Origin of the sequence: Tropicimonas sp. TH_r6 (assembly GCF_033101155.1) — a bacterium.
Classification (GTDB): Bacteria; Pseudomonadota; Alphaproteobacteria; order Rhodobacterales; family Rhodobacteraceae; genus Tropicimonas.
Map to the genome: position 1 here is coordinate 1 of NZ_JAWMPX010000001.1, position 24886 is coordinate 24886.

23 protein-coding genes are annotated in these 24886 nt (G+C 63.2%); 7 read left to right on the forward strand and 16 right to left on the reverse strand.

What is annotated here, in order from left to right; genetic code table 11:
- The coding region (locus R3X27_RS00005; RefSeq protein ID WP_317706753.1) for a calcium-binding protein at positions 1-3666 on the forward strand (3666 nt) is incomplete at its 5' end.
- A 254-nt stretch (positions 3667-3920) separates the two neighbouring features.
- Here R3X27_RS00005 and infB read toward each other — a convergent pair.
- From infB to rimP, 4 genes are read right to left on the reverse strand one after another with little or no spacing between them, the layout of a single operon-like run.
- Complete coding sequence (gene infB / locus R3X27_RS00010; protein ID WP_317706754.1) at positions 3921-6512, reverse strand: translation initiation factor IF-2; 2592 nt, start codon at positions 6510-6512, stop codon at positions 3921-3923.
- Positions 6509-7144, reverse strand: a complete 636-nt coding sequence (locus R3X27_RS00015) for an RNA-binding protein (protein ID WP_317706755.1) — start codon at positions 7142-7144, stop codon at positions 6509-6511. The genes infB and R3X27_RS00015 overlap by 4 nt, the downstream gene beginning before the upstream one ends.
- Positions 7145-7170: 26 nt before the next feature.
- Positions 7171-8796, reverse strand: a complete 1626-nt coding sequence (nusA, locus tag R3X27_RS00020; protein ID WP_317706756.1) for a transcription termination factor NusA — start codon at positions 8794-8796, stop codon at positions 7171-7173.
- 15 nt (positions 8797-8811) lie between these two features.
- The gene (gene rimP, locus R3X27_RS00025; protein ID WP_317706757.1) at positions 8812-9411 is read right to left on the reverse strand and encodes a ribosome maturation factor RimP; all 600 of its coding nucleotides are present in this window, start codon (positions 9409-9411) and stop codon (positions 8812-8814) included.
- A gap of 208 nt (positions 9412-9619) precedes the next feature.
- On the opposite strand from rimP, the gene R3X27_RS00030 reads away from it, so the two are divergent.
- Both R3X27_RS00030 and R3X27_RS00035 read left to right on the forward strand, forming a co-directional pair.
- Complete coding sequence (locus R3X27_RS00030) at positions 9620-10825, forward strand: sodium:proton antiporter (protein WP_317706758.1); 1206 nt, start codon at positions 9620-9622, stop codon at positions 10823-10825.
- 173 nt (positions 10826-10998) lie between these two features.
- Entirely contained in the window at positions 10999-11541 is a 543-nt protein-coding gene (locus tag R3X27_RS00035; protein WP_317706759.1) for a dihydrofolate reductase family protein, read from the forward strand.
- 86 nt (positions 11542-11627) lie between these two features.
- On the opposite strand, the gene R3X27_RS00040 is transcribed toward R3X27_RS00035, so the two are convergent.
- The 4 genes from R3X27_RS00040 to pip all read right to left on the reverse strand — a co-directional run bounded on the left by R3X27_RS00040 (position 11628) and on the right by pip (position 14360).
- Positions 11628-12239, reverse strand: a complete 612-nt coding sequence (locus R3X27_RS00040) for a DedA family protein (protein ID WP_317706760.1) — start codon at positions 12237-12239, stop codon at positions 11628-11630.
- The gene (locus R3X27_RS00045; protein WP_317706761.1) at positions 12236-12604 is read right to left on the reverse strand and encodes a hypothetical protein; all 369 of its coding nucleotides are present in this window, start codon (positions 12602-12604) and stop codon (positions 12236-12238) included. Before R3X27_RS00045 ends, R3X27_RS00040 begins: the two co-directional genes overlap by 4 nt.
- A gap of 68 nt (positions 12605-12672) precedes the next feature.
- A complete protein-coding gene (locus R3X27_RS00050) occupies positions 12673-13314 on the reverse strand; it encodes a CDGSH iron-sulfur domain-containing protein (RefSeq protein WP_317706762.1) in 642 nt (213 codons plus the stop codon).
- Between the two features lie 56 nt (positions 13315-13370).
- Entirely contained in the window at positions 13371-14360 is a 990-nt protein-coding gene (gene pip, locus R3X27_RS00055; protein ID WP_317706763.1) for a prolyl aminopeptidase, read from the reverse strand.
- Between the two features lie 71 nt (positions 14361-14431).
- On the opposite strand from pip, the gene ubiG reads away from it, so the two are divergent.
- The gene (gene ubiG / locus R3X27_RS00060) at positions 14432-15178 is read left to right on the forward strand and encodes a bifunctional 2-polyprenyl-6-hydroxyphenol methylase/3-demethylubiquinol 3-O-methyltransferase UbiG (RefSeq protein WP_317706764.1); all 747 of its coding nucleotides are present in this window, start codon (positions 14432-14434) and stop codon (positions 15176-15178) included.
- 41 nt (positions 15179-15219) lie between these two features.
- On the opposite strand, the gene thpR is transcribed toward ubiG, so the two are convergent.
- From thpR to R3X27_RS00085, 5 genes are read right to left on the reverse strand one after another with little or no spacing between them, the layout of a single operon-like run.
- Positions 15220-15771, reverse strand: a complete 552-nt coding sequence (thpR, locus tag R3X27_RS00065) for an RNA 2',3'-cyclic phosphodiesterase (protein ID WP_317706765.1) — start codon at positions 15769-15771, stop codon at positions 15220-15222.
- 3 nt (positions 15772-15774) lie between these two features.
- Positions 15775-16215 (reverse strand): MarR family winged helix-turn-helix transcriptional regulator, encoded by a 441-nt coding sequence (locus R3X27_RS00070; protein ID WP_317706766.1) that lies wholly within the window; start codon positions 16213-16215, stop codon positions 15775-15777.
- Positions 16212-17045, reverse strand: a complete 834-nt coding sequence (locus tag R3X27_RS00075) for a carbon-nitrogen hydrolase family protein (protein ID WP_317706767.1) — start codon at positions 17043-17045, stop codon at positions 16212-16214. The genes R3X27_RS00070 and R3X27_RS00075 overlap by 4 nt, the downstream gene beginning before the upstream one ends.
- A 9-nt stretch (positions 17046-17054) precedes the next feature.
- Positions 17055-17318, reverse strand: coding sequence for a glutaredoxin 3 (gene grxC / locus R3X27_RS00080; RefSeq protein ID WP_317707166.1), 264 nt, complete (start codon positions 17316-17318; stop codon positions 17055-17057).
- Between the two features lie 34 nt (positions 17319-17352).
- Positions 17353-18096: a ComF family protein gene (locus R3X27_RS00085; protein ID WP_317707167.1), complete on the reverse strand. Its 744-nt coding sequence runs from the start codon at positions 18094-18096 to the stop codon at positions 17353-17355.
- Between the two features lies 1 nt (position 18097).
- Here R3X27_RS00085 and R3X27_RS00090 point away from each other — a divergent pair, with 1 nt between their 5' ends.
- Both R3X27_RS00090 and hemH read left to right on the forward strand, forming a co-directional pair.
- Complete coding sequence (locus R3X27_RS00090; RefSeq protein ID WP_317706768.1) at positions 18098-18958, forward strand: methyltransferase domain-containing protein; 861 nt, start codon at positions 18098-18100, stop codon at positions 18956-18958.
- A 55-nt stretch (positions 18959-19013) separates the two neighbouring features.
- The gene (gene hemH / locus R3X27_RS00095) at positions 19014-20048 is read left to right on the forward strand and encodes a ferrochelatase (protein WP_317706769.1); all 1035 of its coding nucleotides are present in this window, start codon (positions 19014-19016) and stop codon (positions 20046-20048) included.
- Between the two features lie 111 nt (positions 20049-20159).
- Here hemH and R3X27_RS00100 read toward each other — a convergent pair whose 3' ends face one another.
- The gene (locus tag R3X27_RS00100; RefSeq protein ID WP_317706770.1) at positions 20160-20606 is read right to left on the reverse strand and encodes a hypothetical protein; all 447 of its coding nucleotides are present in this window, start codon (positions 20604-20606) and stop codon (positions 20160-20162) included.
- A gap of 324 nt (positions 20607-20930) precedes the next feature.
- On the opposite strand from R3X27_RS00100, the gene R3X27_RS00105 reads away from it, so the two are divergent.
- Positions 20931-21359 (forward strand): nuclear transport factor 2 family protein, encoded by a 429-nt coding sequence (locus R3X27_RS00105; protein WP_317706771.1) that lies wholly within the window; start codon positions 20931-20933, stop codon positions 21357-21359.
- Between the two features lie 347 nt (positions 21360-21706).
- Here the strand turns inward: R3X27_RS00105 and R3X27_RS00110 are convergent, their stop codons facing one another.
- On the reverse strand, positions 21707-23212 hold the full coding sequence (locus R3X27_RS00110; protein ID WP_317706772.1) for a heme biosynthesis protein HemY: 1506 nt from the start codon (positions 23210-23212) through the stop codon (positions 21707-21709).
- 11 nt (positions 23213-23223) lie between these two features.
- A complete protein-coding gene (locus R3X27_RS00115; RefSeq protein WP_317706773.1) occupies positions 23224-24840 on the reverse strand; it encodes a hypothetical protein in 1617 nt (538 codons plus the stop codon).
- Positions 24841-24886: the final 46 nt, after the last annotated feature.

Sequence of the window (24886 nt, forward strand, 5' to 3'; positions counted from 1 at the left end):
GTGGCTCTGGTCTTGGGCCGCGCGAGTCTGGGTGCGGATATCCTGCGTGGCGGGGATGGCAGTGACAACCTCCATGCGCTCGCCGGAGATGATCTGCTCGGCACCGGCGGCTCCGGTTTTGACCATCTCTTCGGTTACTCCGGCAACGACACCTATGTGATCCAACGCGATCCGCGGCTGGAGTACCGCCATGAGGATGTCTTCATACGGGACGAATCCGGCTCGAATGACAGGCTCGACCTGACAGGCTTTGTCCGCGAAATCGGTCTTCTGGACGCGGAGAGGTCCGGGGACGATCTGTTCCTGTTTGCGACCGATGCCTATGGCAACCGGATCACCGCGATCGAACTGGACGAGCATTTCAACGGCAACCACAAGATCGAGACGGTGGTCTTCGGCTCGACCGAATACAACATCTCCCTTGCCTATACGGCCGAGGGAATTCTGGCCGCACTCGGGGTCACCTCCAATGTCCCGGTCCGATCGAATGTGAGCGAGGTCGGGACCGACGCGGATGAGGTCTTCCAGGCTTCGAACGAGAATGTCACTTTTGATGCGCTTGGCGGCAATGACACGCTTTCCACGGGCCAGACCGGGATCGACACGCTGATCGGCGGCGCCGGCGACGACATCTACATCGTCAAGCGCGACGAAGCGCTGTCCTACAGGCCAGAGGACGTGATCATCCGCGATCGAGACGGCGGGACCGATACGCTCGACCTGACGGGCTTCGTGCAAAGCAAGGGCCAGATCGAGGTTGTCCTCTCCGGGAACGACCTGATCTTCTATTCGGTAGATGGCTTCGGCAACCGCTTCTCGTCGGTCCTGGTGGACGCGCATTTCCAATCCGGCAGCCAGATGGTTGAACAGGTCCTGTTCAACGGGTTGACCGCGGATATTTCCGGTCTCAGGTCTGCAGCCGAAATCGAGGCCGCGATAGGAACCACGATCGACACCCGGAACGGGATCGTCAACGGAGGCACGGAGGACGATCTGCTGGACGGTCTGGGGACAGCAGATCGGATCAATGCCGGCGCGGGCGATGATTTCATCATTGCCAGCCTGCTCGCGGAGACCATCGATGGCGGCACGGGGTCGGATTTCGTAGACTACCGGGGGTCCAATGCCGCTGTGGATGTCGACCTGCTCGATGACGTGGCAGCAGGCGGTTACGCGAGCGGTGACAGCCTGACCGATATCGAGAATCTCATCGGCACGGATTTTGCGGATCGGTTGCAGGGCGACATAGCGAAGAACAGCCTTTTTGGAGAACGCGGAGACGATCACCTTTCAGGCCAGGGGGGCGACGACCTTCTGGATGGCGGCATCGGCGACGATACCCTGCTGGGGGGAGATGGGAACGACCGTTTCCTCGGCGGGTCCGGTACGGATGCGCATGACGGCGGCACCGGAAGCGACAGCATAGACTATTCCTCGGCGAGCCGCGGTATCACGGTTTCTCTTGACCAGTCGCTCACGCATGATTGGCTCGCCGAGGGCGACACGTTCACCTCCATCGAAACCGTGATTGGAACGGGATTCGACGACACCATCGCGGGGGATGCCTTCGATAATCTTCTGGACGCAGGACGAGGCGATGACAGCCTTTTCGGTCAGGCCGGCGACGACAAACTCTGCGGTGGGCTTGGAAGCGACCGTCTCGATGGCGGCGACGGCATCGACCGGGCGCTCTACAACCAAGCGACAAGCGGCCTCCTTGTCGATCTAGGTGACGCGCGCCGGAACACTGGCGAAGCCGCCGGGGACAGTTTTGTTTCGGTCGAACAGGTCGTTGGCTCGGACCATGACGACCAGATCTTCGGTGACAGCACCGACAACAGCCTCTGGGGCGGCCTCGGTATCGACCTGCTCGACGGGGGCGAGGGCAATGACACGCTCTATGGCGGTGACGGCAACGACAAGCTCCGTGGCGGACTTGGCGGGGACATGTTGAACGGCGGCGACGGCATCGACCGGGCGCTCTACAACTCGGCGGCCAGTGGCCTCAACATCTATCTCGCCGATACCAGCCGCAACACCGGCGAGGCCGCCGGTGACAGCTTTGTCTCGGTCGAGCAGGTCGTCGGCTCTGACCATGACGACCAGATCATCGGCAATGACGCCGCCAACAGCCTCTGGGGCGGGCTCGGCATCGACCTGCTCGACGGGGGCGATGGCAATGACACGCTCTATGGCGGCGACGGCAACGACAAGCTCCGCGGCGGGCTCGGCGGCGACATGTTGAACGGCGGCGACGGTATCGACCGGGCGCTCTACAATCAGGCGACAAGCGGCCTCCGGGTGGATCTCGGTGACAGCTCCCTGAACACCGGTGAGGCTGCAGGCGACCGCTATACATCGGTGGAACAAGTGGTCGGGACAAACCATGCCGACGAACTCTGGGGCGATGACAACGACAACAGCCTTTGGGGCGGCAATTTGGGCGACCTGCTCGATGGGCGCGATGGCGCGGATGTGCTCTATGGCGGCGATGGTGACGACAAGCTCCGTGGCGGACTTGGCGGCGATTTGTTGAACGGCGGCGACGGCATCGACCGGGCGCTCTACAACTCGGCGGCAAGCGGCCTCAAGGTCTATCTCGCCGATTCCAGCCGCAACACCGGCGAGGCATCCGGCGACAGCTTTGTCTCTGTCGAACAAGTCGTCGGTTCGAACCATGACGACCAGATCTTCGGCGATGACGCCGCCAACAGCCTCTGGGGCGGGCTCGGCATCGACCTGATCGACGGGGGCGATGGCAATGACACGCTCTATGGCGGTGACGGCAACGACAAGCTGCGCGGCGGGCTCGGCGGCGACCTGCTGAACGGCGGCGACGGCGTCGACCGGGTTCTCTACAACCAGGCGACAAGCGGCCTCCGGGTCGATCTTGCCGACAGCTCCCTGAACACCGGCGAGGCGGAAGGCGACCGCTATTCTTCGGTGGAACAAGTGGTCGGGACAAACCATGCCGATCAGATCGCCGGCGACATCGGCGACAACAGCCTCTGGGGCGGGAATTTCGGCGACCTGCTCGACGGGCGCGATGGTGCGGATGCGCTCTATGGCGGCGACGGCAATGACAAGCTGCGCGGCGGGCTCGGCGGCGACCGTCTGGATGGCGGCGACGGCGTTGACCGGGCACTCTACAATCAGGCGACAAGCTCGGTTGTGGTAGATCTCTCCGATACAAACCGGAACACTGGCGAGGCGGGCGGTGACAGCTACGTCTCGGTCGAACAGGTCGTCGGCTCGAGCCATGACGACACTATTAAAGGGGACGACAACGCCAACACGCTCTGGGGCGGCGACGGCGCGGACCTGCTTGACGGGAGCGGTGGCAACGACCGGCTTTTCGGCGGCAATGGCGCGGACAGCATGGCTGGCGGAGCGGGGGACGATCATTTCGTCTTCAACACGATTGCGGAGAGCGGGCTCGACAGCGCGAGCCGCGACGTGATCACCGATTTCACCCGCGGTGAAGACCTGATCGACCTTACCGGCATCACAGCGGAGAATGGCGGCGAGGCGCCAGATCTCGACATCTCCGTAACGGCCGAGGGGCACAGCCTCGTGTTGATCTTCCTCGCGGATGACGCGACCTATGACAGTTCTATTCTGGTGCGCGGCCTGACAAATCTCGATACGAGCGACTTCCTGCTCTGAGAGGGAAGCACGGAGACGGGCCCCTATCAGCGCGCGTCAGGCGGCGTCGCGCCTCCCAGCCTGACCGTTTGACAGTGGCTGAAGACCTGCTTGTTGGCGCCGGCAGGATCCCAATCCATACTCCTTGTGCTGATACAGGTCCGGCCGGGCAGCCGATCGCACCTGTGCGTGGATATAGAGGATTGCAGAAACGAAAGGAGGCCGCGATCCCGAAGATCGCGGCCTCTATTCCAGTGTCATAATCGGCGCGCCGATCAGTCGAGATTGCGCTCGACTTCCTCGCGTTCGAAGATCTCGATGACATCGCCAGCGCGAATATCGTCGTAATTCTCGAAGGCCATGCCGCATTCCTGACCGGACTGCACCTCGGCAACCTCGTCCTTGAAGCGCTTGAGCGTCTTCAGCGTGCCTTCGTGGATCACCACGTTGTCGCGCAGCAGGCGCACACCGGCGGACCGGCGGGCGACGCCTTCGGTGACCAGACAGCCGGCGACCTTGCCGACATTGGAAACCTTGAAGACTTCCTTGATCTCGGCATAGCCGATGAAGTTCTCGCGAACCTCGGCCGAAAGCAGACCGGAGGCGGCTTTCTTCACGTCGTCCACGAGGTCGTAGATCACCGAATAGTAACGGATCTCCACGCCTTTCTGGTTCGCCGCGGCGCGTGCGGGCGCATTGGCACGAACGTTGAAGCCGATGACCGGCGCGCCGGAGGCTTCGGCCAGACCGATATCGCTCTCCGTGATGGCACCAACCGCAGAGTGCAGCAGGCGCACACGCACCTCGTCATTGCCGATCTTCTCCATCGCCTGGGCGATGGCCTCGGCAGAGCCCTGAACGTCGGCCTTGACAAGAATTGGCAGCTCGCTGACGTTTTCGTCCGCCTTGGCCTTGGCCATGAGCTGGTCGAGGGTCGTGGCGGCACCGGCGGCAGCACGCTTGTCCTTGGCGGCCTGCTCCCGATATTCGGCGATCTCGCGGGCCTGGGCCTCGGTCTCGACCACGTTCAGCACGTCGCCCGCTTCGGGCGTACCGTTCAGGCCGAGCACCTCGACAGGGACCGACGGGCCGGCTTCCTTGACGCGGTTGCCCTTGTCATCGACCAGCGCCCGGACCTTACCCCACTGCTCGCCGACGACGAAGATGTCGCCCTGCTTGAGCGTGCCGTTCTGAACCAGAACCGTCGCAACCGGGCCACGGCCCACGTCGAGCTGGGCTTCGATCACGGCGCCAGCGGCGGCGCGTGTCGGGTTGGCCTTGAGCTCGAGGATCTCGGATTGCAGCGCGATGGCTTCGAGCAATTCGTCCAGACCCTGACCGGTGATGGCCGAGACCTCGACATCCTGCACGTCACCGGACATCTGCTCCACGATCACCTCGTGCTGCAGCAGTGCGGTCCGCACCTTGTTCGGATCGGCATCGGGCTTGTCGACCTTGTTGATCGCCACGATCATCGGCACTTGAGCCGCCTTGGCGTGGTTGATGGCCTCGATGGTCTGCGGCATCACCGCGTCATCGGCGGCAACCACGAGGATGACGATATCCGTCACCTGCGCACCACGGGCTCGCATGGAGGTGAAGGCAGCGTGGCCCGGCGTATCCAGGAAGGACAGCAGCTGGCCGCTATCCGTGGTCACCTGGTAGGCGCCGATATGCTGGGTGATGCCCCCGGCCTCGCCCGAGACAACCTTGGCGTGGCGGATCGCGTCGAGCAGCGAGGTCTTGCCGTGGTCGACATGGCCCATCACGGTCACGACCGGCGGACGGGACACCAGATCCTCGTCCTTGTCCTCGACGGCGTCGATCACGTCTTCGACGTCAGCATCGGAGACACGGACAATCTTGTGACCGAATTCCTCGATGATGAGCTCGGCAGTATCGGCGTCGATCGCCTGGTTCTGCGTCATCATCATGCCGTTCTGCATCAGCGCCTTCACGACATCCGCGACGCGCTCGGCCATGCGGTTGGCCAGTTCCGAAACGACGATCGTCTCGGGGACCTGCACGTCACGCACAACCTTTTCGCGAATCTCGGCACCGCCCATGGCCTTCTGCCGCGCACGCTCCTGCTTGCGCTTCATCGCCGCCATCGATCGCTGCCGACCGCCGCCGCCAGCCATTGCCTGGTTCAGCGTCAGCTTGCCTGTACGACGGGCGTCGTCGCGCGCACCCTTGCCGCGGCTGTCGCGGTCGCGATCATTGCGGCCACCCTTGCGGGGCGTGGCATCGGGCTTGGTGAATGTCTTGGGCTGGGACGTCGCTTCCCGCGCGGGGGCGGCTTCCCGGGCCGGAGCTTCACTCTCCGATTCCTTTTTCTTGGCAGTGGCGGGCTCGGGCTTGCGAGCCGAACGCGACGGCGTGGACAGGACTGCCTTGCGGGCCGCCTCACGCTCTTCGCGCTCGCGCTTCACGGCCTCGGCCGCCTCGCGCTTCTTGCGCTCTTCTTCCTCGGCCTTCGCCTTCAGAGCCTCTTCGCGCGCACGTTCTTCGCGCTCTTTGGCTTCCATATCCTCGCGGCGGCGCTGACGCTCTTCCTCACGGCGCTTCTCGTCCTGGACGCGCTGCTCCGCCTCTTCGGACTCGCGGGCTTTCGCCGCCTGCAAAGCCTTCAGCCGACGGTCCATCTCGGCGTCGGAAATGCCGGCCGGACGGCGCGAGGGATCCCCGCCCGCCTGTCCACCGCCACCGCCGGACTTGCCGGCGCCCGGTTTCGGCACGACGACCCGCTTGCGCTTCGTCTCTACCACGACGTTCTTCGTCCGCCCGTGGCTGAAACTCTGCTTCACTGAACCGGAGCGTGCTCCGCTCTTGAGGCCCAGGGTCTTTTTGCCGTCATTCTCGCTCATGCGATACCATCGTCCTTTCCGGGGCCGGTTGCCCCGATATTGCCACGCAGGCCGGAAAGCCGTGTGGCTTCCTCCACGACACGAGTCGTGAGTCCTCCGGCACACAGCGCCGCGTGTATTACATGGTCTCGACCAAAGGACAAACCCATTTCATGGGCTGTCAGACAGTCGAAACTGGCACCTTCCTCTTCGGAGAGGCGCAATTTGCTCTTTCCGCGCTCCGAGCCATCGCTGGCCTGCAGGAGAACGGTGGCGTCACCCGCCTGGATCAGCCCGCGAACCTTCTCGTAGCCCGCGATCGCCAACCCTGCCTTGCGCGCCAGCGACAGCATATCGGTCAGACGCCGTGCCAGCCCCGCCTCGATGGCGTCCACCAGCCCGTCGGGGACCGCAACCTGCCGCTTCGCTCCCCGCGCGAAGGCTTTCTTCTTAACCGCCAGCGCCAACGCGTCTCGCGTGGCCGTGACCCAAATGCCGCGGCCCGGCAGTTTGCCGGCAAAATCCGGTACAATACCGCCATCCGGCCCGACCACGAAACGGACCATCTCCGCCTTTGACCGGGTTTCGCCGGTGGCAGCGCATTTGCGCTCGGCCGCCGCCTCCCGGTCTTTCTTCATGCCACCGCGACCCATGGTCCGACACCCACCGGCGCCAGCAATCAGGCGCCAGCCTCCTCTGTCTGCACGTCCTCGGCCTCAACCTCTTCGTCTTCCTCGGAGGCAAGATCCGCAGGGTCGACCCAGCCGAGCTGGATCCGCGCGGTCATGACCATGTCCTGCGCCTCGGCAAGGGCGACATCGAACTTCTCCAGAACGCCGTCATCCTTGACCCGCTCGCCATCGACCGTGGTCCAGCCACCGGCCAGCTCCCAGTCGGCGCAGGTGGCGAAATCTTCCAGCGTCTTGACGCCATCTTCGGCCAGCGCCTCGATCATCTGCGGGGTCAGCCCCTCGAAATCGATCAGGCTCTGCTCGACACCCATCTCGACCGCGCGCTCCAGCGCCTTGCGGTTCGCCGCATCGATATGATCGCGGGCGCGGGCCTGAAGCTCGTTGGCATTATCCTCGTCGACGCCCTCGATGACCAGAAGTTCATCAAGTTCGACATAGGCGACCTCCTCCAGGTTGGAGAAGCCCTCGGAGACCAGCAACTGGGCGAAGAACTCGTCGAGATCCAGCGTGTCCATGAAGAGACGGGTGCGCTCCTCGAACTCCTTCTGGCGACGGGCGGATTCGTCTTCCTCGGTCATGATGTCGATATCGAGGCCGGTGAGCTGGCTGGCGAGCCGCACGTTCTGGCCGCGCCGTCCGATGGCCAGCGACAGCTGCTCATCGGGAACGACAACTTCGATCCGCTCGGCTTCCTCGTCGAGAACGACCTTGGAGACCTCGGCCGGCTGAAGCGCGTTCACCAGGAAGGTCGGCATATCCTCGTTCCAGGGGATGATGTCGATCTTCTCGCCCTGAAGCTCGTTGACCACGGCCTGAACCCGGCTGCCGCGCATACCGACACAGGCACCGACCGGATCGATCGATCCATCATAGGAGATCACGGCGATCTTGGCGCGCGAACCGGGATCACGGGCAACAGCCTTGATCTCGATGATGCCGTCATAGATCTCCGGCACTTCCATCTTGAACAGCTCGGACATGAATTCCGGCGAGGTGCGGCTCAGGAAGATCTGCGGGCCACGGGCCTCACGACGTACATCCTTGATAAAGCAGCGGATGCGGTCGCCATTGCGATAGCTCTCGCGGCCGATCTTCTCGTTGCGGCGCAGGATGCCCTCGCCACGGCCGATATCGACGATGACGTTGCCATATTCCTCGCGCTTGACGACACCGTTGATGATGGTGTTGGCGCGGTCCTTGAACTCCTCGAACTGGCGGTCGCGCTCGGCTTCGCGCACCTTTTGCAGGATGACCTGCTTGGCGCTCTGGGCGGCGATCCGTCCCATCTCGACCGGCGGCACCTCGTCGCGCAGCTCGTCACCGATCTGCGGATCGGCCATGTATTGCTTGGCCTGATCAACGGTCAGCTCGGCCTGGTAATTCTCAAGCAGCTCGTCCTCGACCACGGTGCGGATGCGCGTGAAACTCGCGCGGCCGGTCTTGCGGTCGATGGCAACGCGGATATCCATCTCCGAGCCGTAGCGCGACTTCGCGGCGCGGGCGAGACTTTCTTCCATCGCTTCAATGACCAGCTCGGGGTCAATCATCTTCTCGCGCGCGACTGCTTCGGCGGTCTGCAGCAATTCCAGCTGGTTGGCGGATGTGATGGCCATCTCTTGCTCTTCCTCTTACGTATTCGCGGCGGCGTCGTCCTCGGACGCCATGAATGTCTGAACTTCGTCGAACTGGGCTTCGTCAATCTGGCCCGCATGCTTGCGTTGGCTGAGCATCTCGCGGATCAGCTCGTCTGTCAGCACCAGCTTGGCATCAGAGAGCCAGTCGAATTTGAGCCCGATGGTCACCGGACCGCCTTCATGGTCAATCTCGACCAGAACCTCGTCACCCTCGACCCCCTTGAGCGCGCCCTTGAAGCGGCGGCGACCGTCGATCAGCTCTTCGGTTTCCAGCTTGGCGACATAGCCGGCCCAGGTCTCGAAATCCTTCAGCCGGGTCAGCGGCCGGTCGATACCGGGCGAGGAGACCTCCAGCGTATAATTGTCCTCGATCGGATCCTCGACATCCATCACCGCCGAAACAGCGGTGGAGATCCCGGCGCAATCATCAACCTCTATGCCGCCTTCCGGCTTCTCCGCCATGATCTGAAGGATCGGCGTATTGCCGGACATCAGCCGGATTCGAACCAATTCGAACCCCATCCCCTCGATGACGGGGGAGAGAATTTCGAACAATCTCTGGTCGATATTGGTCTTGGCGATAAGGTCGGTCATTTCCGGTCCAGAACAAAAAAACGGGCGCGCGGCCCGTCGATGTTTCCCGGTGGAACTTTCGGAGTAACCCCGACAGCGCCGCTGTTGAGAGGGCATATACGTGCTCGGATGCCGCATGGCAAGGCCCCGTTTCCGCATATTCCCGCAATGGTGGGTGGTGCGAGGCCCGGCTCGCCCCTAAGCTGCGGGTCAGCAAGGGAGAAACCGGATGCATGCCTATCCCGTCCTCATCAGCGCAGCAATCCTGGTCTATTGCCTGCTCTCCGCCGGAATTGGGCGTCGTGGCATCACCATGCCGATGGTTTTTCTCAGCGTTGGCGTCCTGATCGGCTCGACCGGGCTGGAATTGAGCCACGACTCGGCCTCGGTCTTTCACGATATGGCGGAAGTCACCTTGGCGCTGTTGCTCTTTGCCGATGCCACCATGCTCGACCGCGATGCGCTGGACCGGCTCGGCGCACGGGCCGCGCGGATGCTGTTGATCGGCCTGCCTGTCGCGATCCTCCTGGGCGCGCTGATCAATTTCGCCCTGCTGCCCGGCTGGCCGTTCTGGGAGACCTGCCTGCTCGCCGCGCTGCTGGCCCCGACCGATGCCGCGCTCGGCCAGTCCATCCAATCCAATGAACGAATCCCGAAGACGATCCGAAACACGCTCAACGCCGAAAGCGGGCTCAATGACGGGCTTGCCCTGCCATTTGTGCTCTTCTTCGCTGGCATGGCGGTGGCGGAAGGCGATCCGGATCTCGGCAGCGGGTCTTTCCTCAGGCTTCTGGCGGCCCAGATTGGTCTCGGCGCACTGCTCGGGCTGGTGGTCGGAGCGCTGGCGGGGCTGGCGCGCAATGCCGCCGAAGATCGCGGTCTGATCGATCACGGGCTGGGGAAGGTGGCAACGCTGGCGTTGATCGCGCTGATCTTCTTCGCTGCAGAACATGTGGGCGGCAATTCCTTCGTCGCCGTCTTCGTCTCCGGCATGGCCTATGCCAATACCGCGAAGGGCACGGTGAGCCAGGCGCGAGAATTCATCGAGGGAGACGGGCAGTTCTTCGCGATCCTGAGCTTCTTCTTCATCGGTGCGCTGTTCGCCCCGGTGGCCATCGAACATGCCTCGGTGACCGGCCTTCTGCTGATCGCACTCTCGCTCCTCGTCGTACGGCCGGTTGCGATCTGGATCTCGCTGATCGGCACCGATTGCCGCCCGAACGAACGGCTCTTCTATGGCTGGTTTGGCCCGCGCGGGCTGGCCACCGCCCTATTTGCGGTTTTCGTGATCATGGACTTCGAAAAGCTCGACAAGGGGAACCCGCTTCTCGTCACGGCGATCATGGCGGTTCTGATCTCGGCCTTCGTCCATGGGATCACGGCGAAATACGCCTGCGACATCTTCCGCCTCGAAGGTGAGGATGAGGACAGCTAGGCTCCTCTCGCCTAACAAAGGATTTCCTGCCGACCCTTGATGCGCGCTTGGTTTCCGGGAGGGCGATTCAGAGAGCTGCGACCCGAGACCGGTTTGCCGTTAGACGCTTCAACCGATTGCGCCCATCAGCAGTGAAAAGGCTTTCATGTCAGACGCATATCGGAGAAGCTGAAATGACGACAGGTCACATATTCATGGCGATGAGCCTCGATGGATTTGTTGCGAGAGACGACTTCGGCCTTGATTGGCTGATGAAGCAAAAGACCGACGGTGAAGATCACGGCTATGAAGCGTTCATGGAGTCCGTTGATGGGCTTGTGATGGGGAGTGGTTCGTTTCGGACCATGTTGACATTTGATGCCTGGCCTTACGAGAAGCCCGTTGTGGTATTGAGCAAAACCCTGAAACCAAAAGATATTCCCGCGGATTTGCGCGATAAGGTCAGCATTAGCGATCAAGCACCTCAACGCCTCATGGCGTCCCTGTCGGAACAAGGTTGGGAACGTGCCTACATCGACGGCGGAAAAATAATCCAGAGCTTCATTCGTGAGGGTCTCATCGCAGATATGATCGTGACGATTGTCCCAATCCTTATCGGGGAAGGCAAACGAATGTTCGGGCCGCTGAACGCGGATATTGACCTGCAACTCCTGGACTCGAAGTCATTCGCCTCTGGTTTGGTCACATCGAAATACAAAGTTTCCAGGGGTTCCTGACCACCAACTGATGGTTTCGCACAGGGATATTGGACCCCCACCCGATGCCCTGCCTCAATCGCGTCTCTCTTGTCCGGTGAGGAACACTAGGCCCCGCTCGCCTGCTTGCGATAGGCCGTCCAGTTCCGCCAGAGCCACCAGCCAGCGCCCAAGGCAACCGCTGCGGCAAGGATCACGCCCGCGCCATTGACGATCAAGGAAGCGATGACCGAAATCTGGTCGGCAAAAAAGTAGCCCAGAAGCGCGTATCCCGTGGACCAGACAGCCGCGCCCAAGACAGCTGCGGCGGTGAAGGTCATCCAGCGCAACCCTGCTGCACCACCGATATAGGACGTCCAGGGCCCCATTGGAGAGACGACAGTCCGCGCGCCGATCACCGCCGCCGCGCCCCACTGGTCGACCAGCGCCTCGGCGCGGGCGATAAGCCCGGCGCGGGAGGGGCTGGCCTTGAGGCGGTCCATGAGTTTCGGTCCGCCCAGGCGGGCAATGCCGAAGGCCGTCTGGTCGCCGAGGACAAAACCGAGAAACGCAACCGCGATGACCTGCCACAGCACGAGATCCCCGGCTGCGGCGAACCCTCCCGAGGCCATGACGAGCATCGACGACGGCAACGGGATGGCGAGACAGGACGCCGACACGACGCCTGCAATCAGGAACAGCCCGTAGAGGGGCACAAGTGCGAGCAGCGTGTCGATCATTTCCGGCGCTCTTCATGGAAGGCTTCGGCGCCGGCACGGACGATCCCGGTCAGTTCTTCAAGCGTGACGCCCTTTTGCGCCGCGATCTCCTCCATGGTGATCGGCTCACGCTCTCGATCCTTGGGCGGCGGGCCGATCTTCAGGATTTCCTCGCGCAGGACCTTCGGCGGCAGATGATAGGACATGGACACGTAGCGCGGACGCATCCACGCCTCCAGCGCCTGCTCACGCGGGACACGGCCGTGAAAATCGCCCAAATGCAGCAGGAATTTGCCTCCGAAGAACAGCATCACGAGGAGTGCCGCGGCAAAGATGCCGAAGGCCACAGGCTGTTCCTTGAGAAAAAATCGCAGGGCGTTGCGCATGGCCGCTCCCGGTTTGACGTCACTTCAAGACGTCAAACGCAGCAGGGCGCGCTTTCCGTCGCGCCTTTCTAGCTTTCTTCGGCGTCGTCGCGCCAGCCCGCGTCCCGATGCGAACCGTCGCAGAAAGGCTTGTTTCCGGATTGGCCGCAGCGACAGAGCACAAATTTCGCGGCACTCCCGCCCTCCGCATCCATCGGTACCGGCGGGGCAATCCCCTGCACCCAATACGGACCGTCCTTTTGCACGGAAATTCCGGCACGGTCCGCGAAGAGCTGTCCCGCTTCCTCTCCGGGCGCCGACATCTGCAACGCGCCCGAGGGACAGGCGCGCACAACCGCCTCGACCTCCGCCACGCTTCCCTTGTCCGGCTGGATCCAGGGCCGTTGCTGATCGGAGAAGATATGTGCCGCCAGACGGCCGCACTCGGCGGCATGGGCGCACAGGCGCGGGTTGAAATGGACGGTTACTTCTGCGCCCTCATAGGCGATGACCCGATCCCGACCGGCCGGCGTTCCGCCCCGGCTCTCGAAACCAATCTTCGCATGCGTTCCGTCGCAGAAGGGCTTGTTGGCGCTCGCCCCGCAGCGGCAAAGCGCCATCACGGGTCTCGTTTCGACAGCTTCGCCATCCATTCGGGCGATCATGGCCCCCCCCTTGACGATGAGTGGTCCGTTCTCGCGTTCCTCGATGGACGTGTCCTGCTCGCTCATGGCTGGCCCTCCTCCTGCTGACATTCCAACCAGGATAGGCCGAAAGCCCGTATTTTCTACAGACCGAGTTTCGTGGCCTGACGCACAATGGCGTTCGTCACGCGCACAAGCTGCTCCGAGATCCCCGCCTCGCTCAGCGCATGACCCGCCATCCCGACCATCCACAATTCGCCGCGCGACCAACGCTCCGTCACCTCCCAGGCCGAGCGCGGCGGACAGATCATGTCGAACCGTCCCTGCACGACCGTGCCGGAGATATGGGCAATCAACGGCATGTCCTCGAGTATCTGCGCATCCCGTTCCAGCCAGCCCTTGTGTCGGAAATAATGGTTCTCCAGCCTTGCGAAAGCACGGGCATATTGCCCCGGAGCCTCGCCATGCGCACCTTCGCTGCGCACCGTCGCCAGCGCATTTTCCCAGCGACACCAGGCGCGGGCGAAATGGGTCTGCTCGGAGATGTCATTGCCGAAGAGCCGCTTGCCATAGGCGGCGATCAGGTCGCCCCTTTCATCCTCGGGAATGATGCCAGAGAAGAGTTGCCATTCCTCCGGATGAAATTGCCCAGCGCCGCCGCCATAGAACCAGTCGAGCTCGCGTTGCATCATCAGGAAAACGCCGCGCAGAACGAGATAGGCCGCACGATCCGGGTGAGTCTGCGCATAAAGCAGCGCCAGCGTCGCCCCCCAGGAGCCACCAAAGACGACCCAACGGTCGATGCCGAGCCGCTCCCGGATCGCCTCGATATCGTGCACAAGGTGCCACGTCGTGTTGGCCTCGACCGATGCATTGGGGCGCGACATGCCGCAGCCGCGCTGGTCGAAAAGGACGATTCGATAGTGATTGGGGTCGAAATAGCGCCGCATAGCAGGCGAGCAGCCTCCACCCGGCCCACCGTGCAGCACCACGACCGGAATCCCGTCGGGATGCCCGCATTGCTCCACATAGAGCTTGTGGCCGTCGCCAACATCCAGCAGACACCGGTCGAAAGGCTCGATCGATGGGAAAAGATAGTGCAGTGCGCTTTTCTGTCCTGCAACCCGATCCATATGAGAGCTATATAGCGGTCTGAAACCCGGCGCCACGCCGAAGCGACCGCCCCGATTGAAGGAGCCGCATGATGAACACGAGCCAGACCACTGTCGATCCGGCCGAGGTTGCCAAATTCGAGGCGATGGCCGCCGATTGGTGGGACCCGACGGGCAAGTTCAAGCCGCTGCACATGCTCAACCCGACCCGGCTCGACTACATCACGCGTCAGATTGCCGCCGAGTTCGACCGCGACCTCACCGCGCCGAAACCTTTCGAAGGGCTGCGCCTGCTCGATATCGGTTGCGGCGGCGGGCTGCTCTCGGAGCCGATGGCACGGCTTGGCGCAACGGTTGTCGGAGCGGATGCGGCGGAACGGAACATTCCCGTGGCGCAGATCCATGCAGAGCAAAGCGGGCTGGAGATCGACTACCGCTGCATCACCGCCGAAGAGATGGCGGCTGCAGGCGAGCGATTCGACGTGGTGCTGAACATGGAAGTGGTCGAGCATGTCTCCGACCCGCTGGCCTATCTGACGGCCTGTCATGACCTTCTCAAACCCGGCGGGCTGATGATCTGCTCGACCATCAACCGCAACCCCAAGAGCTTCGCGATGGCCATTGTCGGGGCGGAATGGGTGATGCGCTGGCTGCCCAAGGGCACCCATGAGTGGAACAAGTTCATCACCCCGGACGAGCTGAAGGACCTGATCTCCCGCGCCGGTCTGCGGCCGGAAGATGCGACGGGCTTCGTCTTCAACCCGGTCTTGTGGAGCTGGTCGCTCTCGTCGAAGGACCTTTCGGTGAACTACGTGACAGCGAGCACGCGGCCGGCCTGAGCCATTTCGCGCAAGGCGAACCGCGCCAGAACGCGATGCGTTCAGATGACGGATATCAGGTCATAGGCGGCCAACTCGGTGTAGCGGGACGGCCCCCTGCCAAGCTCCGACTGGATCAGCGAGACTCTCTCTGCATGAAATGAGAGTGTCATCTCAAGGCTGTAGACACCAAGGAACTCGGCGAGGCGCTCGGCTGCCGGCCCGGTCGGCGCGCGGTTGAATCGGGCGAGCGTGACATGTGGGCGGAAGCGGCGGCGCTTCAGGGAGATGCCGCTATTGCGAGCCGCCGTGGAGACCTTCTCTTGCAGGTGGACCAATGCCGGGCTGGGATCGATGGCGGCGAAGAGCAGGTCCGGGGTCGGGCTGCTGAAAAGATCGAGACCCTTGATGTCGATATCCAACGCCGGGTGATGGATCTCGGACAGCGCAAGATGCAGCTCCTCGGCCTGATCGTGGTCGATCTCGTCCAGGAAAACCAAGGTCAGATGCATGTTCTCGCGCGGTGAAATGCGGCCAGCCGGGATGCGGGCGGCGAGCGCTTCAAGCTGGTCAAGCGCGGCCTCGGGCAGCGTGATGGCAATGAAGCAGCGCATGGCTCAACTCGCGCCGAGCTTCTCGCGCAGCTCTCGCAGCACCGGCAGCGCCTGGCGCACCCGCTCGGGGCCGATCTCCGCCACGACCTCGGCGATGATCGGCGAGACCGCCGCGATGGCCGCCTCGCGCGCGGCGCGCCCCGAAGGGCTGATGGTGATGAACTTGCGCCGCGCGTCATCCCAATCTGGGCGGACGTGGATATGCCCGGCCCATTCGAGCTTGGACAGCGTGTTGCTCATCGCGCCGCGTGTCAGGTGGAAGGCCTGCGCAAGCTGCGCGGGGGTGCGCTCCTCGCCGACGCGGGCGAGATGGTTCAGCACCGAGAACTGGCTCAGCTCCATCCCCTTGGGGAGCGCCTTAGTCAGGCGATTATGTGCCAGTTGGTCGATGGTGAATATCTCGGAGAAGAGCGCGACGGCGAGGCTGTCATTTGGCTGCGTCATCTCGGGTCACCATAGGGCCGATCATGGCTCAGGGACGGGACACGGGCACGCGCGCGGGCGATGGCCTCCTTGTCGAGATTGATCAACGTGACCCCGGGCGTCTCACCGGCATCCGCCAGAACTTCGCCCCAGGGGGCGACGGCCATTGTGTGGCCATAGGTCGAGCGCTGCTTGCCCCGCGCGCTGGCATGCTGGCCGCATTGGGCGGGTGCGAGCACATAGGCGCCGTTCTCGATCGCGCGGGCGCGCAGGAGCGGTTCCCAATGGGCCGCTCCGGTGACAGGCGAGAAGGCCGCCGGGATGGTCAGGATATCGGCGCCGGCGCCGGCCAGGCCGCGATAAAGATACGGGAAGCGGATGTCGTAGCAGATCGTCATGCCGATCTTGCCGAAGGGCGTCTCGGCCAGCACAGCCGCCTCGCCCGGCCGGTAGCCAGCGGATTCGCGGTAGGTTTCGACCTTGGAGACCGTCACGTCGAACATGTGGATCTTGTCGTAGCGCGCGACGATCCCGCCCGCCGGGTCGATCAGGAAGGAACGGTTGGCAAAGCGCCCGTCCGGATCGTCGGTCTTCAGCGCCAGCGACCCGATCAGCAGCCAGATGCCGTGTTTGGCCGCAGCCTCGCGCAGACCGGCGAGCGTTATGTCCTCGCTCTCAGGACGCAGCACCTCCTGCTGTCGGGTCCGGCTGGCAGACAGGCAATTGGTCACCTCCGGCGTCAGAACGAAGCCCGCCCCCTCTCCGACCGCCTCGTCCAGCAGGGACAGCGTTAGCGGCAGGTTCGCTTCGGGGTCATCCGACACATTGAGTTGCAGCAGCCCGGCGCGCATGGCGGTCGCTCAGCCCTCCGCGTTCAGCATCGGGTCGAGCTTTCCGGCGCGTTCCAGCGCGTAGAGCTCGTCACAGCCACCGATATGGGTGCCGCCGATGAAGATCTGCGGCACGGTGTAACCGCCATTCGCACGGTCCATCATCTCCTGACGCCGCTGCGGTTCGCGCGCGACATCGACCTCCGCGAAGGACACATCCTTCTGCGTCAGCAGGCGTTTGGCGGCATGGCAGAAGCCGCAGAAAGGCGTTGTATAGATTTCGACAGGTTGCATGATCACCGGCATTCCGAACATTCCGGCGCGGACCTTACCCGTCCTTGACTGTCCGCGCCAGTGCAACGACCCGCACGTCACTTGCACCCGCAGCATAGCTGGCCTCGGCACAGGCCGCGAGCGTGGCGCCAGTGGTCAGCACGTCATCGACCAGCAAGACAGGCCGTCCCTCGATCAGTGCCCGGCGGCGCGGATGCACGGCGATGGAATCTACCATGTTGGCGAAACGCGCATCGCGGCCCTTGCCCTCCTGGGTGCCGGTATTGCGGGTGCGCAGCAGCAGGTCCGGGCAATGCTCCAGCGCGAGGTAGCGCGCCATCTCGGCGCTGAGCAACGCGGCTTGATTGTAGCGGCGCTGGAAGAGGCGGCGCCAATGGAGTGGCGTCGGGGCCACGATCTGATCCGGCAGGGCGATATCCTGCGCCGCGATCCCCATCCATGTGCCGGCCGCACGGGCGATATCGGTGCGGTCACCGCGCTTGAAGGCGAGAACGAGCCGGCGGGTATTGTCGCGATAGGCAAGTGCGGCGCGGCCTCGGCTCCAGGGACGGGCAATGCGCAGGCAGTCGTCACACTGCACGATCTCGGTCGGGTCGTCCCCGGGTAAAGGCACGCCGCAGAGATCGCAGACCAGCCCGGTGATGAAGGGCGTCCGCCCCCAGCACTCCGGACAAAGACCGTCATCTGTCCCCACGATTGCATTGCAGCTCAGGCAATGGGGAGGGTAGACAATGCGCAGCACAGCCTCGACCCCGGACCGCAGAACGGCATTTCCCATCATGAGCACACCCCGATTGACCGACCGCGCCGCCCTCACCCGCGCCCGCGCCCGAGCGCGGAAGGCGCCCGGCGGCATGGCGGACTTCCTCCACCGCACAATGGCGGATGATCTGGAGGAAAGACTGATGATGGTTAACAGGACGTTTACGGACCCGGTCGTGGTCTCCGGTTTTCCCGAGCTCTGGGGCGAATTGATGCCCTCTGCGCGGCAGGTCGCCGATGCCGAGATGTTGGATCTGGAAACCGGGAGCTGCGACCTGCTGGTGCATGCGATGGCGCTGCATTGGGCGGATGATCCGGTCGGGCAGCTCGCACAGGCGCGCCACGCGCTGCGTCCGGACGGGTTGTTCATCGGCTTCAGCTTCGGCGGCGAGACCCTGACCGAACTGCGCCATGCGCTGGCCGTGGCGGAGACGGAGGTGATGGGCGGGCTGTCACCGCGCGTCGCGCCGATGGGAGAAATCCGGGATATGGGCTCGCTGATGCAGCGGGCCGGCTTTGCGTTGCCTGTCGCCGACAGCCTGCCGCTCACGGCAAGCTACGAGACCATGTTCCACCTGATGCGGGACCTGCGGGCGATGGGCGAAGGCAACGTGCTGGCCACGCGGCACCGGGCCCTTGCACCGCGACAGCTCTTCTTGCGGGCTGCGGAGGAATATGCCCGGGCGCATGGCGACGCGGATGGCCGGGTTGGCGCAACCTTCGAGATCCTCGTGCTGACCGGCTGGGCGCCGGATGCCTCGCAACCGAAGCCGCTTCAACCCGGATCCGCGACGACCCGCCTTGCCGATGCGCTCGGATCTGAGGAATTCGGCTTGAACGATCCCGCACAACCGGGCGGAATGCCGAAGAAGGATTGACTCGATAGGCCGGGATCTTATCTCGCCAGAGACCAGCAGAAAGCAGGACAGCCAGATGATCATGACGAAACCCGCCGACCACCCGAAATTCCCGGAGGAGAAGATCGGCGTCCTGCTGGCCAATCTCGGCACACCGGACGGCACCGATTACTGGTCGATGCGACGCTATCTCGGCGAATTTCTCTCCGACAAGCGGGTGATCGACTATCCAAGCTGGAAATGGCAGCCGCTCTTGCAGCTCATCATCCTGTCCAAGCGGCCTTTCAGCTCGGGCGAGGCCTATCGCTCGATCTGGAACGAGGAGTTGGACGAGAGTCCGCTGATGACCATCAGCCGGGCGCAAAAGGAAGGGATCGCGGCGGATATGGCCGAACGGTTCGGCGACAAGGTCGTGGTCGATCTCTGTATGCGCTATGGCAACCCCTCGACGAAGGAGCGGGTCAAGGCGCTGATCGAACAGGGCTGTCGCAAGATCCTCTTCTTCCCGCTTTACCCGCACTATGCCGGTGCCACGTCGGCCACGGCCAATGACCAGTTCTTCCGAGTGTTGATGGAAGAGAAATGGCAGCCAACCGTGCGGATCGTGCCGCCGTATTTCGATGAGCCTGCTTATATCGACGCGTTGGCCCAGTCCGTGGAACGTGGCTTCGGCGCGATGGAAGACGCACCCGACATGCTGGTCTGCTCCTATCACGGGCTGCCCAAGCGCTATCACATGGAAGGCGATCCCTATCATTGCCACTGCCAGAAGACGACGCGGCTATTGCAAGAGAAGCTGGGAATGGATCCGGAGAAGATTACCACGACCTTCCAGAGCCAGTTCGGACCGGAGGACTGGCTGCGGCCTTACACGGTCGAACACGTGGCAAAACTGGCGCGGGACGGCAAGAAGCGGATCGCAGTGATCGCGCCGGCCTTCTCCGCCGATTGCATCGAAACGCTGGAAGAGATCAACGAGGAGATCAAGGAGAGCTTCGAGGAGGCCGGGGGCGAGAGCTTCACCTATATCCCCTGTCTCAACGATGATCCGGCGCATATCTCGGCGTTGAGCGGAGTGATCGCGGAGAACCTCAAGGGCTGGATCGGCTGAACAAGGCGCCTTTGGAGCTGGTACCAGTCCAGCGGCGCCCCTGCCAGAACGAAATCGGCCCGCCCCAATCGGGGGCGGGCCTTTGCATGAAGTCTTTCAGATGAATGGGGATCAGCTGTCGCGACCGTTGTCCGACGACTGAACGGACTTCAGCTTCACCAATTCAGCCAGCGAGTAGTCGGACGCATCGACCCCAAGGGAGGCGGCAAGTTGGGCCCGCCCGGCGGAAACCCCGCTCTTGGTCGATGCGGTGAAGCTGTCGGACCCGGTTTCCTTACGGAGCTGGTTGGCGGCGGCCTGCTCGTGATCCTGCTCGGCGCTGCGCAGGGCGATCTCGCGGACCGTGTCCGCATCGACGGTGTCGAAGCCGCCGGGGTTGGCGCGGATCGCATTGGCAGCGGCCTGGTTGCCGTCCTGCAGAGCGCGATCAAGGGCGATGAGTTCGGCTGTGCTGTACACACCGGGCTCTACATCGAGTTGGTTGGCGAGTTGGTCGGACGCGAAAGCAGGGGCAGCCAGAGCAAAGACGAGTGCGGTGGTCAGGGCAATGCGGTTCATGGGGATGGTCCTTTCGAAGCGTTTGGTCAGTGATGCGGTTTTGGTGGCGGCGCTGTTTGCGCCTTCGATGATTATGAGATGGGTCTGCGGTTCCCGAACGAAAACCGGCGTGGATATCGGGCTCATGTGCGGCCACGCACATCACAGATGGCGGAGCAGGGCTTGGCAAAATCCGCTCTTCGCACGGGTGCTCTTCAGCTTCTTCTAACGATTATCTGAGAAATTGCCCCAGCCAGGCTTAGGTCTCGCATCAACGCAAAGGCCCCAATTCGGCCCAATGCCCGATGTCGTCCGTTCATTCGAACGCAGGCTCAGGAGAAAGACATGTCATTGAAGAATGAGCTGCAGTTCATGCTCGACACCTATGCCGAGGATTACCGCGCCCGCGATCTGGAGGCGTGCCTCGCGTTCTTCGACGAGAATTGCCGGTTCATCACACCGCGCGGTGTGCTGGACGGGAAGTCGCAAGTTGAGAAGCTTCACCAGTTCTGGGTCTCGGAACACCGTGTCGAACGTGAGATGCAGGTCCAGCAGATCGAGAGGATGGGCGACCATGTCTACGCCATCTGGCGTTTCCGGGACCTGATCGTCGATCCTGCCTCGCAGGAAAGCACGGTTCAGAAGGGGACGGCCCTGGGTGTCATTCGGCTCGATCCTGATGACGGCTGGTTGATTGTTGCCTGCAGCAGCAATGCGGATATGGACGCGTTTCGCTACCCGACTGACCTCAAGCAACCAAAATCCGCCGCTTGACGCCACTCGCGACGCAACGGCCAGCTGCCGCCCCGTTCGCGCGGCATCGGGAGCTGGTATCTGACAGCGTGCTCTCTCGCCAAAACGACCACACCCGGTGAACGGGTCCGGACCGCTGCAAAGCGCGATTACATGTCGTCCAGAAGCGGATATTGGTTGGTGAAAGGCCGTCCAAATACCACTGGTTCTGCGCTTTTCTGCCTCTTCGGGCGAGCTGATCGCATCTCCGAGAAAGACGCCTGAGAGAGAAGTCCCATCCCGGGCCCCGATCGAAGCCCGGAGCAAATGAAAAACCCTCCGCGAGGCTGGCATCGCGGAGGGTTTCAGATTGGGACGCGGCGGAGCGACTAGGGCTTCGGCTCGACCGGCGTGGCGTCGACGATCTCGGCTTCGTTTTCGTCACCCTCGACCGCCGCGCTCGCTTCCTCCGCTGTCGGTGCAGGCTCTTCCGCCTCGACCGTTTCGGCCTCCGGCGTCTGCCCGACGATGAGCGGCAGCATCTCGGCCCCGGTCGGCATCGAGAGCTCGGATTTCGGCAGTTCCTTCCAGCTCAGCGTGTCGAAACCACCGCAATTGGAGCAGACCGGCGCCCAGGTCGCCTCTGTATTGTGGCAATTATCGCAAACCCATTGCGGGCCACGCGGTGCCGTGACGGCCTTGGCCAGCCAGCCGCGCACAACCGCTTCAGCGGCTCCCGAGCCTCGTTCCACTGCCGCCATGATCGACAGCGACCGCGCAGTCGGATCCGTGCTGGCCAGGTCGCCGATGGCGCGGCGGGCCGCAGGGAAATCCTCGGCTGCGATGTTCAACTCAGCCAGGAGCATCTTTGTCTCCGGATGGTCGGGCTGGGTCTTGGTCAGCTCGGCAAACCGCTTGAGCCGCGCCTTCGGGTCCTCGTCCGGAACGATTTCGGCAAAGGCGACGGCCAGTTCCGGATGCGGTTGCGATTCCCAGGTCTTGCGAAGCACCCGCGTCGCCAGACGCGGCTTCTCCTTCTGGATATAGCCCCGCGCCGCCATGATGGAGGCCGGCACCAGATCCGGCGACAGCTTGTTGGCCTCGATCGCCGCCTCCCGTGCCTCGATCGACTTGCCGGCGTCCAACACATCCTTGGCCTCAGACAGTGCCAACACGGCGTCGCGCCGGCGATGCACGTCGCGCGGCATGGTGCCCGTGCGCAGCTTGGTGCCCAGGGTCTTCCGCGCGCCGGTCCAGTCGTGATGCTCGGCCTGCAGCTTGAGCAGCGTGTCTTGCACTTCCTCATGCTTCGGCTTGAGCGCATAGGCCTTCTCGGCCAGCTTCAGCGCCGTGTCGGTATCACCCTCGGAGAGCTTCTGCTTCATGATACCGCGAATGCCGACAAACCGCGTCTGGTCGTCCTTGAGCAGCTTCTTGTAGGATTCCTCGGCCACTTTTCGGTCGCCGATCATCTCGGCGGCTTGCGCCGTGATCACATTGGTAACTTGCGGCGCGTCCAGCAGCTTCTCGGCCTTCGCCGCTTTCGTCATGGCCTGACGGCCCTCGCCAGCAGCCAGTGCCATCATGGCATCAACCATCGCACGGTTGCCGCGACGCTCGCGGTTGCGGTCGAAATAGCGCGACAGCGCGGTTTCATCGCCCAGCAGGAACCGCAGGAAGGCGATGGCCAGGCTGACCAGCTTGAAGGCGATATAGAGCGCGGCAAGCAGTGCAAGGACGACGAGCACCGCTTGCAGCGGACCGAGCTCGACCTCCTTGAAGCCGGAAATGGAGACGACCACCGAGGGACCGTTTTCCATCACATAACCAGCGCCCACGGCCAAGGCCGCGACCGCCGCAACAATCAACAGGATCTTGATGAGAGACCAAAGCATGATGGGCGTCCTCAGTTGGTGGCCAGGCTGGCGGCAAGTTCATCGGCGGCGGCAAGCGCCTCGGCCCGCGCAGTGGCGGTCGCCACCCACTCGGCCATGATTTCCTGTCCGCCCTCGGGAAGGGCAGACAATTCGGCGATTGCATCCGTGATGCGCGTTTCCGCAAGGGCAGCCTCGGCGCGGCTCAGCACGGCATCGGGGTCATCCCCTTCGGAGGGCGCAAGCGACCGCACCCCGAGCTGGTTCTGTATCCAGGTCGAGGCCCGATCGCCCGGAGACCCGTCGGAAACCTCGGTCCGCGAAACGTTCAAGGCCTCTCGCGCCACCAAAGTGAAGGCTTCGCGCAGTTCGGGCAGAGTGGCGACGCCATCCCCGGCCGCACCTTGCAGGGCGGGCGGAATGTCGATCCCGTCCAGCGCTGTCAACAATTCGGCATAGCCAGATCCGTTTTCCAGAGCCAACTGAATATCGACCATCGCCTGCGCGCGCGCCGCTCGGAGCGCTTTCTCGGCGGCGAGGGCGGCCTCGGCAGCGGCCTTTTCTTCGGCGGCCTTCGCGGCGGCTTCCGCATCGGCAACCGCCGTATCAGAGGCTGCGATCGCCTCGCTTACGGCTGTCTGCGCGGCGGACGTGGCGTCTTTGACCAGTGTTTGAGCTTCCGCCATCTGGGCGGTGACGCTTTCGCGCAGGTCCGCCATTTCGCGCCCATACGCCTCGACCGCGGCAATCGCGGCCGGGTCGGCTGTTTGATCCAGCGGGCGTTTCTCGAGGTCGCCAAGCCGATCAGCGACAGAAGCGACAGAAGACGCAACGTCATCCACCGAAGCGGCGGTCGCAGCCGCACCCAGGAGCGTTTTCAGTTCGGACAGCCCGCTTTCCGATTCGGCCTTGAGGTCTGAAAGGGCATCGGCCGTCACGGTTTCGGCAAGCTGTCCTCTCACGGCTGCGAGTTCGGCTTCGAGCGCAGTGATGGTTTCGGCCTGGCCATCAATCGCCTCCTCGATCTGCGGATTGGAGGGCAGGTATTTCGGTGGGATCACGTAGGGCGCTGCGAATACGAGCCCGATTGCCGCGATGGCGCCTCCAAGGAAGCCGGGGACAACCGCGCCCTTGCGTTCGACAACCACGGTTTCCTTCTCGATGACATGAGGTTCGGTCGGCTCTGAAACCGGGGCTTCAGTGACCGTCTCTGCCGACGCCGGGCTCTCGGCGGGCTCGGCCTCCGGCTCTTCCGTTTCTTCCGTTTCTTCCGAAATCGCGTCGTCAGAGGACTCGGACGCCTCTATTTCCGTGCTTTCGACGCCATCCAGCGCTTCGAGGTCAGGAATATCTTCGTCGCTTTCGGGTTCGGCAAAGGGATCCAAATCGGCACTGTCCGGGTCCGAACCGTCGAACGGATCATCCGCACCCTCCTCAGAGGGCACCTCCGCATCGGTCGTCTCTTCCGCTGGAACCTCGTCCAGGATCTCGGCATCCTCGATGCCATCCTCCGAGACAGTCTCTTCCTGCACGGAAGTGGTGTCCTCTTCACCCGTTTCGACATCGGCCTTCTGCGGTTCCTCGACGATGTCGTCCTCGGACCGTTCGGTTGCCTCGGATGCCGTATCGGACTTTTTAGTATCGGCCACTGAATATACCCCCCGAATCTCGGCATGCTTTGCCTGACGGTTATCC

Bases quoted from the DNA above. Each gene is read 5' to 3' on its own strand.
- infB (WP_317706754.1), bottom strand. From the start codon at position 6,512: ATGAGCGAGAATGACGGCAAAAAGACCCTGGGCCTCAAGAGCGGAGCA.
- R3X27_RS00015 (WP_317706755.1), bottom strand. From the start codon at position 7,144: ATGGGTCGCGGTGGCATGAAGAAAGACCGGGAGGCGGCGGCCGAGCGC.
- nusA (WP_317706756.1), bottom strand. From the start codon at position 8,796: ATGGCCATCACATCCGCCAACCAGCTGGAATTGCTGCAGACCGCCGAA.
- rimP (WP_317706757.1), bottom strand. From the start codon at position 9,411: ATGACCGACCTTATCGCCAAGACCAATATCGACCAGAGATTGTTCGAA.
- R3X27_RS00030 (WP_317706758.1), top strand. From the start codon at position 9,620: ATGCATGCCTATCCCGTCCTCATCAGCGCAGCAATCCTGGTCTATTGC.
- R3X27_RS00035 (WP_317706759.1), top strand. From the start codon at position 10,999: ATGACGACAGGTCACATATTCATGGCGATGAGCCTCGATGGATTTGTT.
- R3X27_RS00040 (WP_317706760.1), bottom strand. From the start codon at position 12,239: ATGATCGACACGCTGCTCGCACTTGTGCCCCTCTACGGGCTGTTCCTG.
- R3X27_RS00045 (WP_317706761.1), bottom strand. From the start codon at position 12,604: ATGCGCAACGCCCTGCGATTTTTTCTCAAGGAACAGCCTGTGGCCTTC.
- R3X27_RS00050 (WP_317706762.1), bottom strand. From the start codon at position 13,314: ATGAGCGAGCAGGACACGTCCATCGAGGAACGCGAGAACGGACCACTC.
- pip (WP_317706763.1), bottom strand. From the start codon at position 14,360: ATGGATCGGGTTGCAGGACAGAAAAGCGCACTGCACTATCTTTTCCCA.
- ubiG (WP_317706764.1), top strand. From the start codon at position 14,432: ATGAACACGAGCCAGACCACTGTCGATCCGGCCGAGGTTGCCAAATTC.
- thpR (WP_317706765.1), bottom strand. From the start codon at position 15,771: ATGCGCTGCTTCATTGCCATCACGCTGCCCGAGGCCGCGCTTGACCAG.
- R3X27_RS00070 (WP_317706766.1), bottom strand. From the start codon at position 16,215: ATGACGCAGCCAAATGACAGCCTCGCCGTCGCGCTCTTCTCCGAGATA.
- R3X27_RS00075 (WP_317706767.1), bottom strand. From the start codon at position 17,045: ATGCGCGCCGGGCTGCTGCAACTCAATGTGTCGGATGACCCCGAAGCG.
- grxC (WP_317707166.1), bottom strand. From the start codon at position 17,318: ATGCAACCTGTCGAAATCTATACAACGCCTTTCTGCGGCTTCTGCCAT.
- R3X27_RS00085 (WP_317707167.1), bottom strand. From the start codon at position 18,096: ATGGGAAATGCCGTTCTGCGGTCCGGGGTCGAGGCTGTGCTGCGCATT.
- R3X27_RS00090 (WP_317706768.1), top strand. From the start codon at position 18,098: ATGAGCACACCCCGATTGACCGACCGCGCCGCCCTCACCCGCGCCCGC.
- hemH (WP_317706769.1), top strand. From the start codon at position 19,014: ATGATCATGACGAAACCCGCCGACCACCCGAAATTCCCGGAGGAGAAG.
- R3X27_RS00100 (WP_317706770.1), bottom strand. From the start codon at position 20,606: ATGAACCGCATTGCCCTGACCACCGCACTCGTCTTTGCTCTGGCTGCC.
- R3X27_RS00105 (WP_317706771.1), top strand. From the start codon at position 20,931: ATGTCATTGAAGAATGAGCTGCAGTTCATGCTCGACACCTATGCCGAG.
- R3X27_RS00110 (WP_317706772.1), bottom strand. From the start codon at position 23,212: ATGCTTTGGTCTCTCATCAAGATCCTGTTGATTGTTGCGGCGGTCGCG.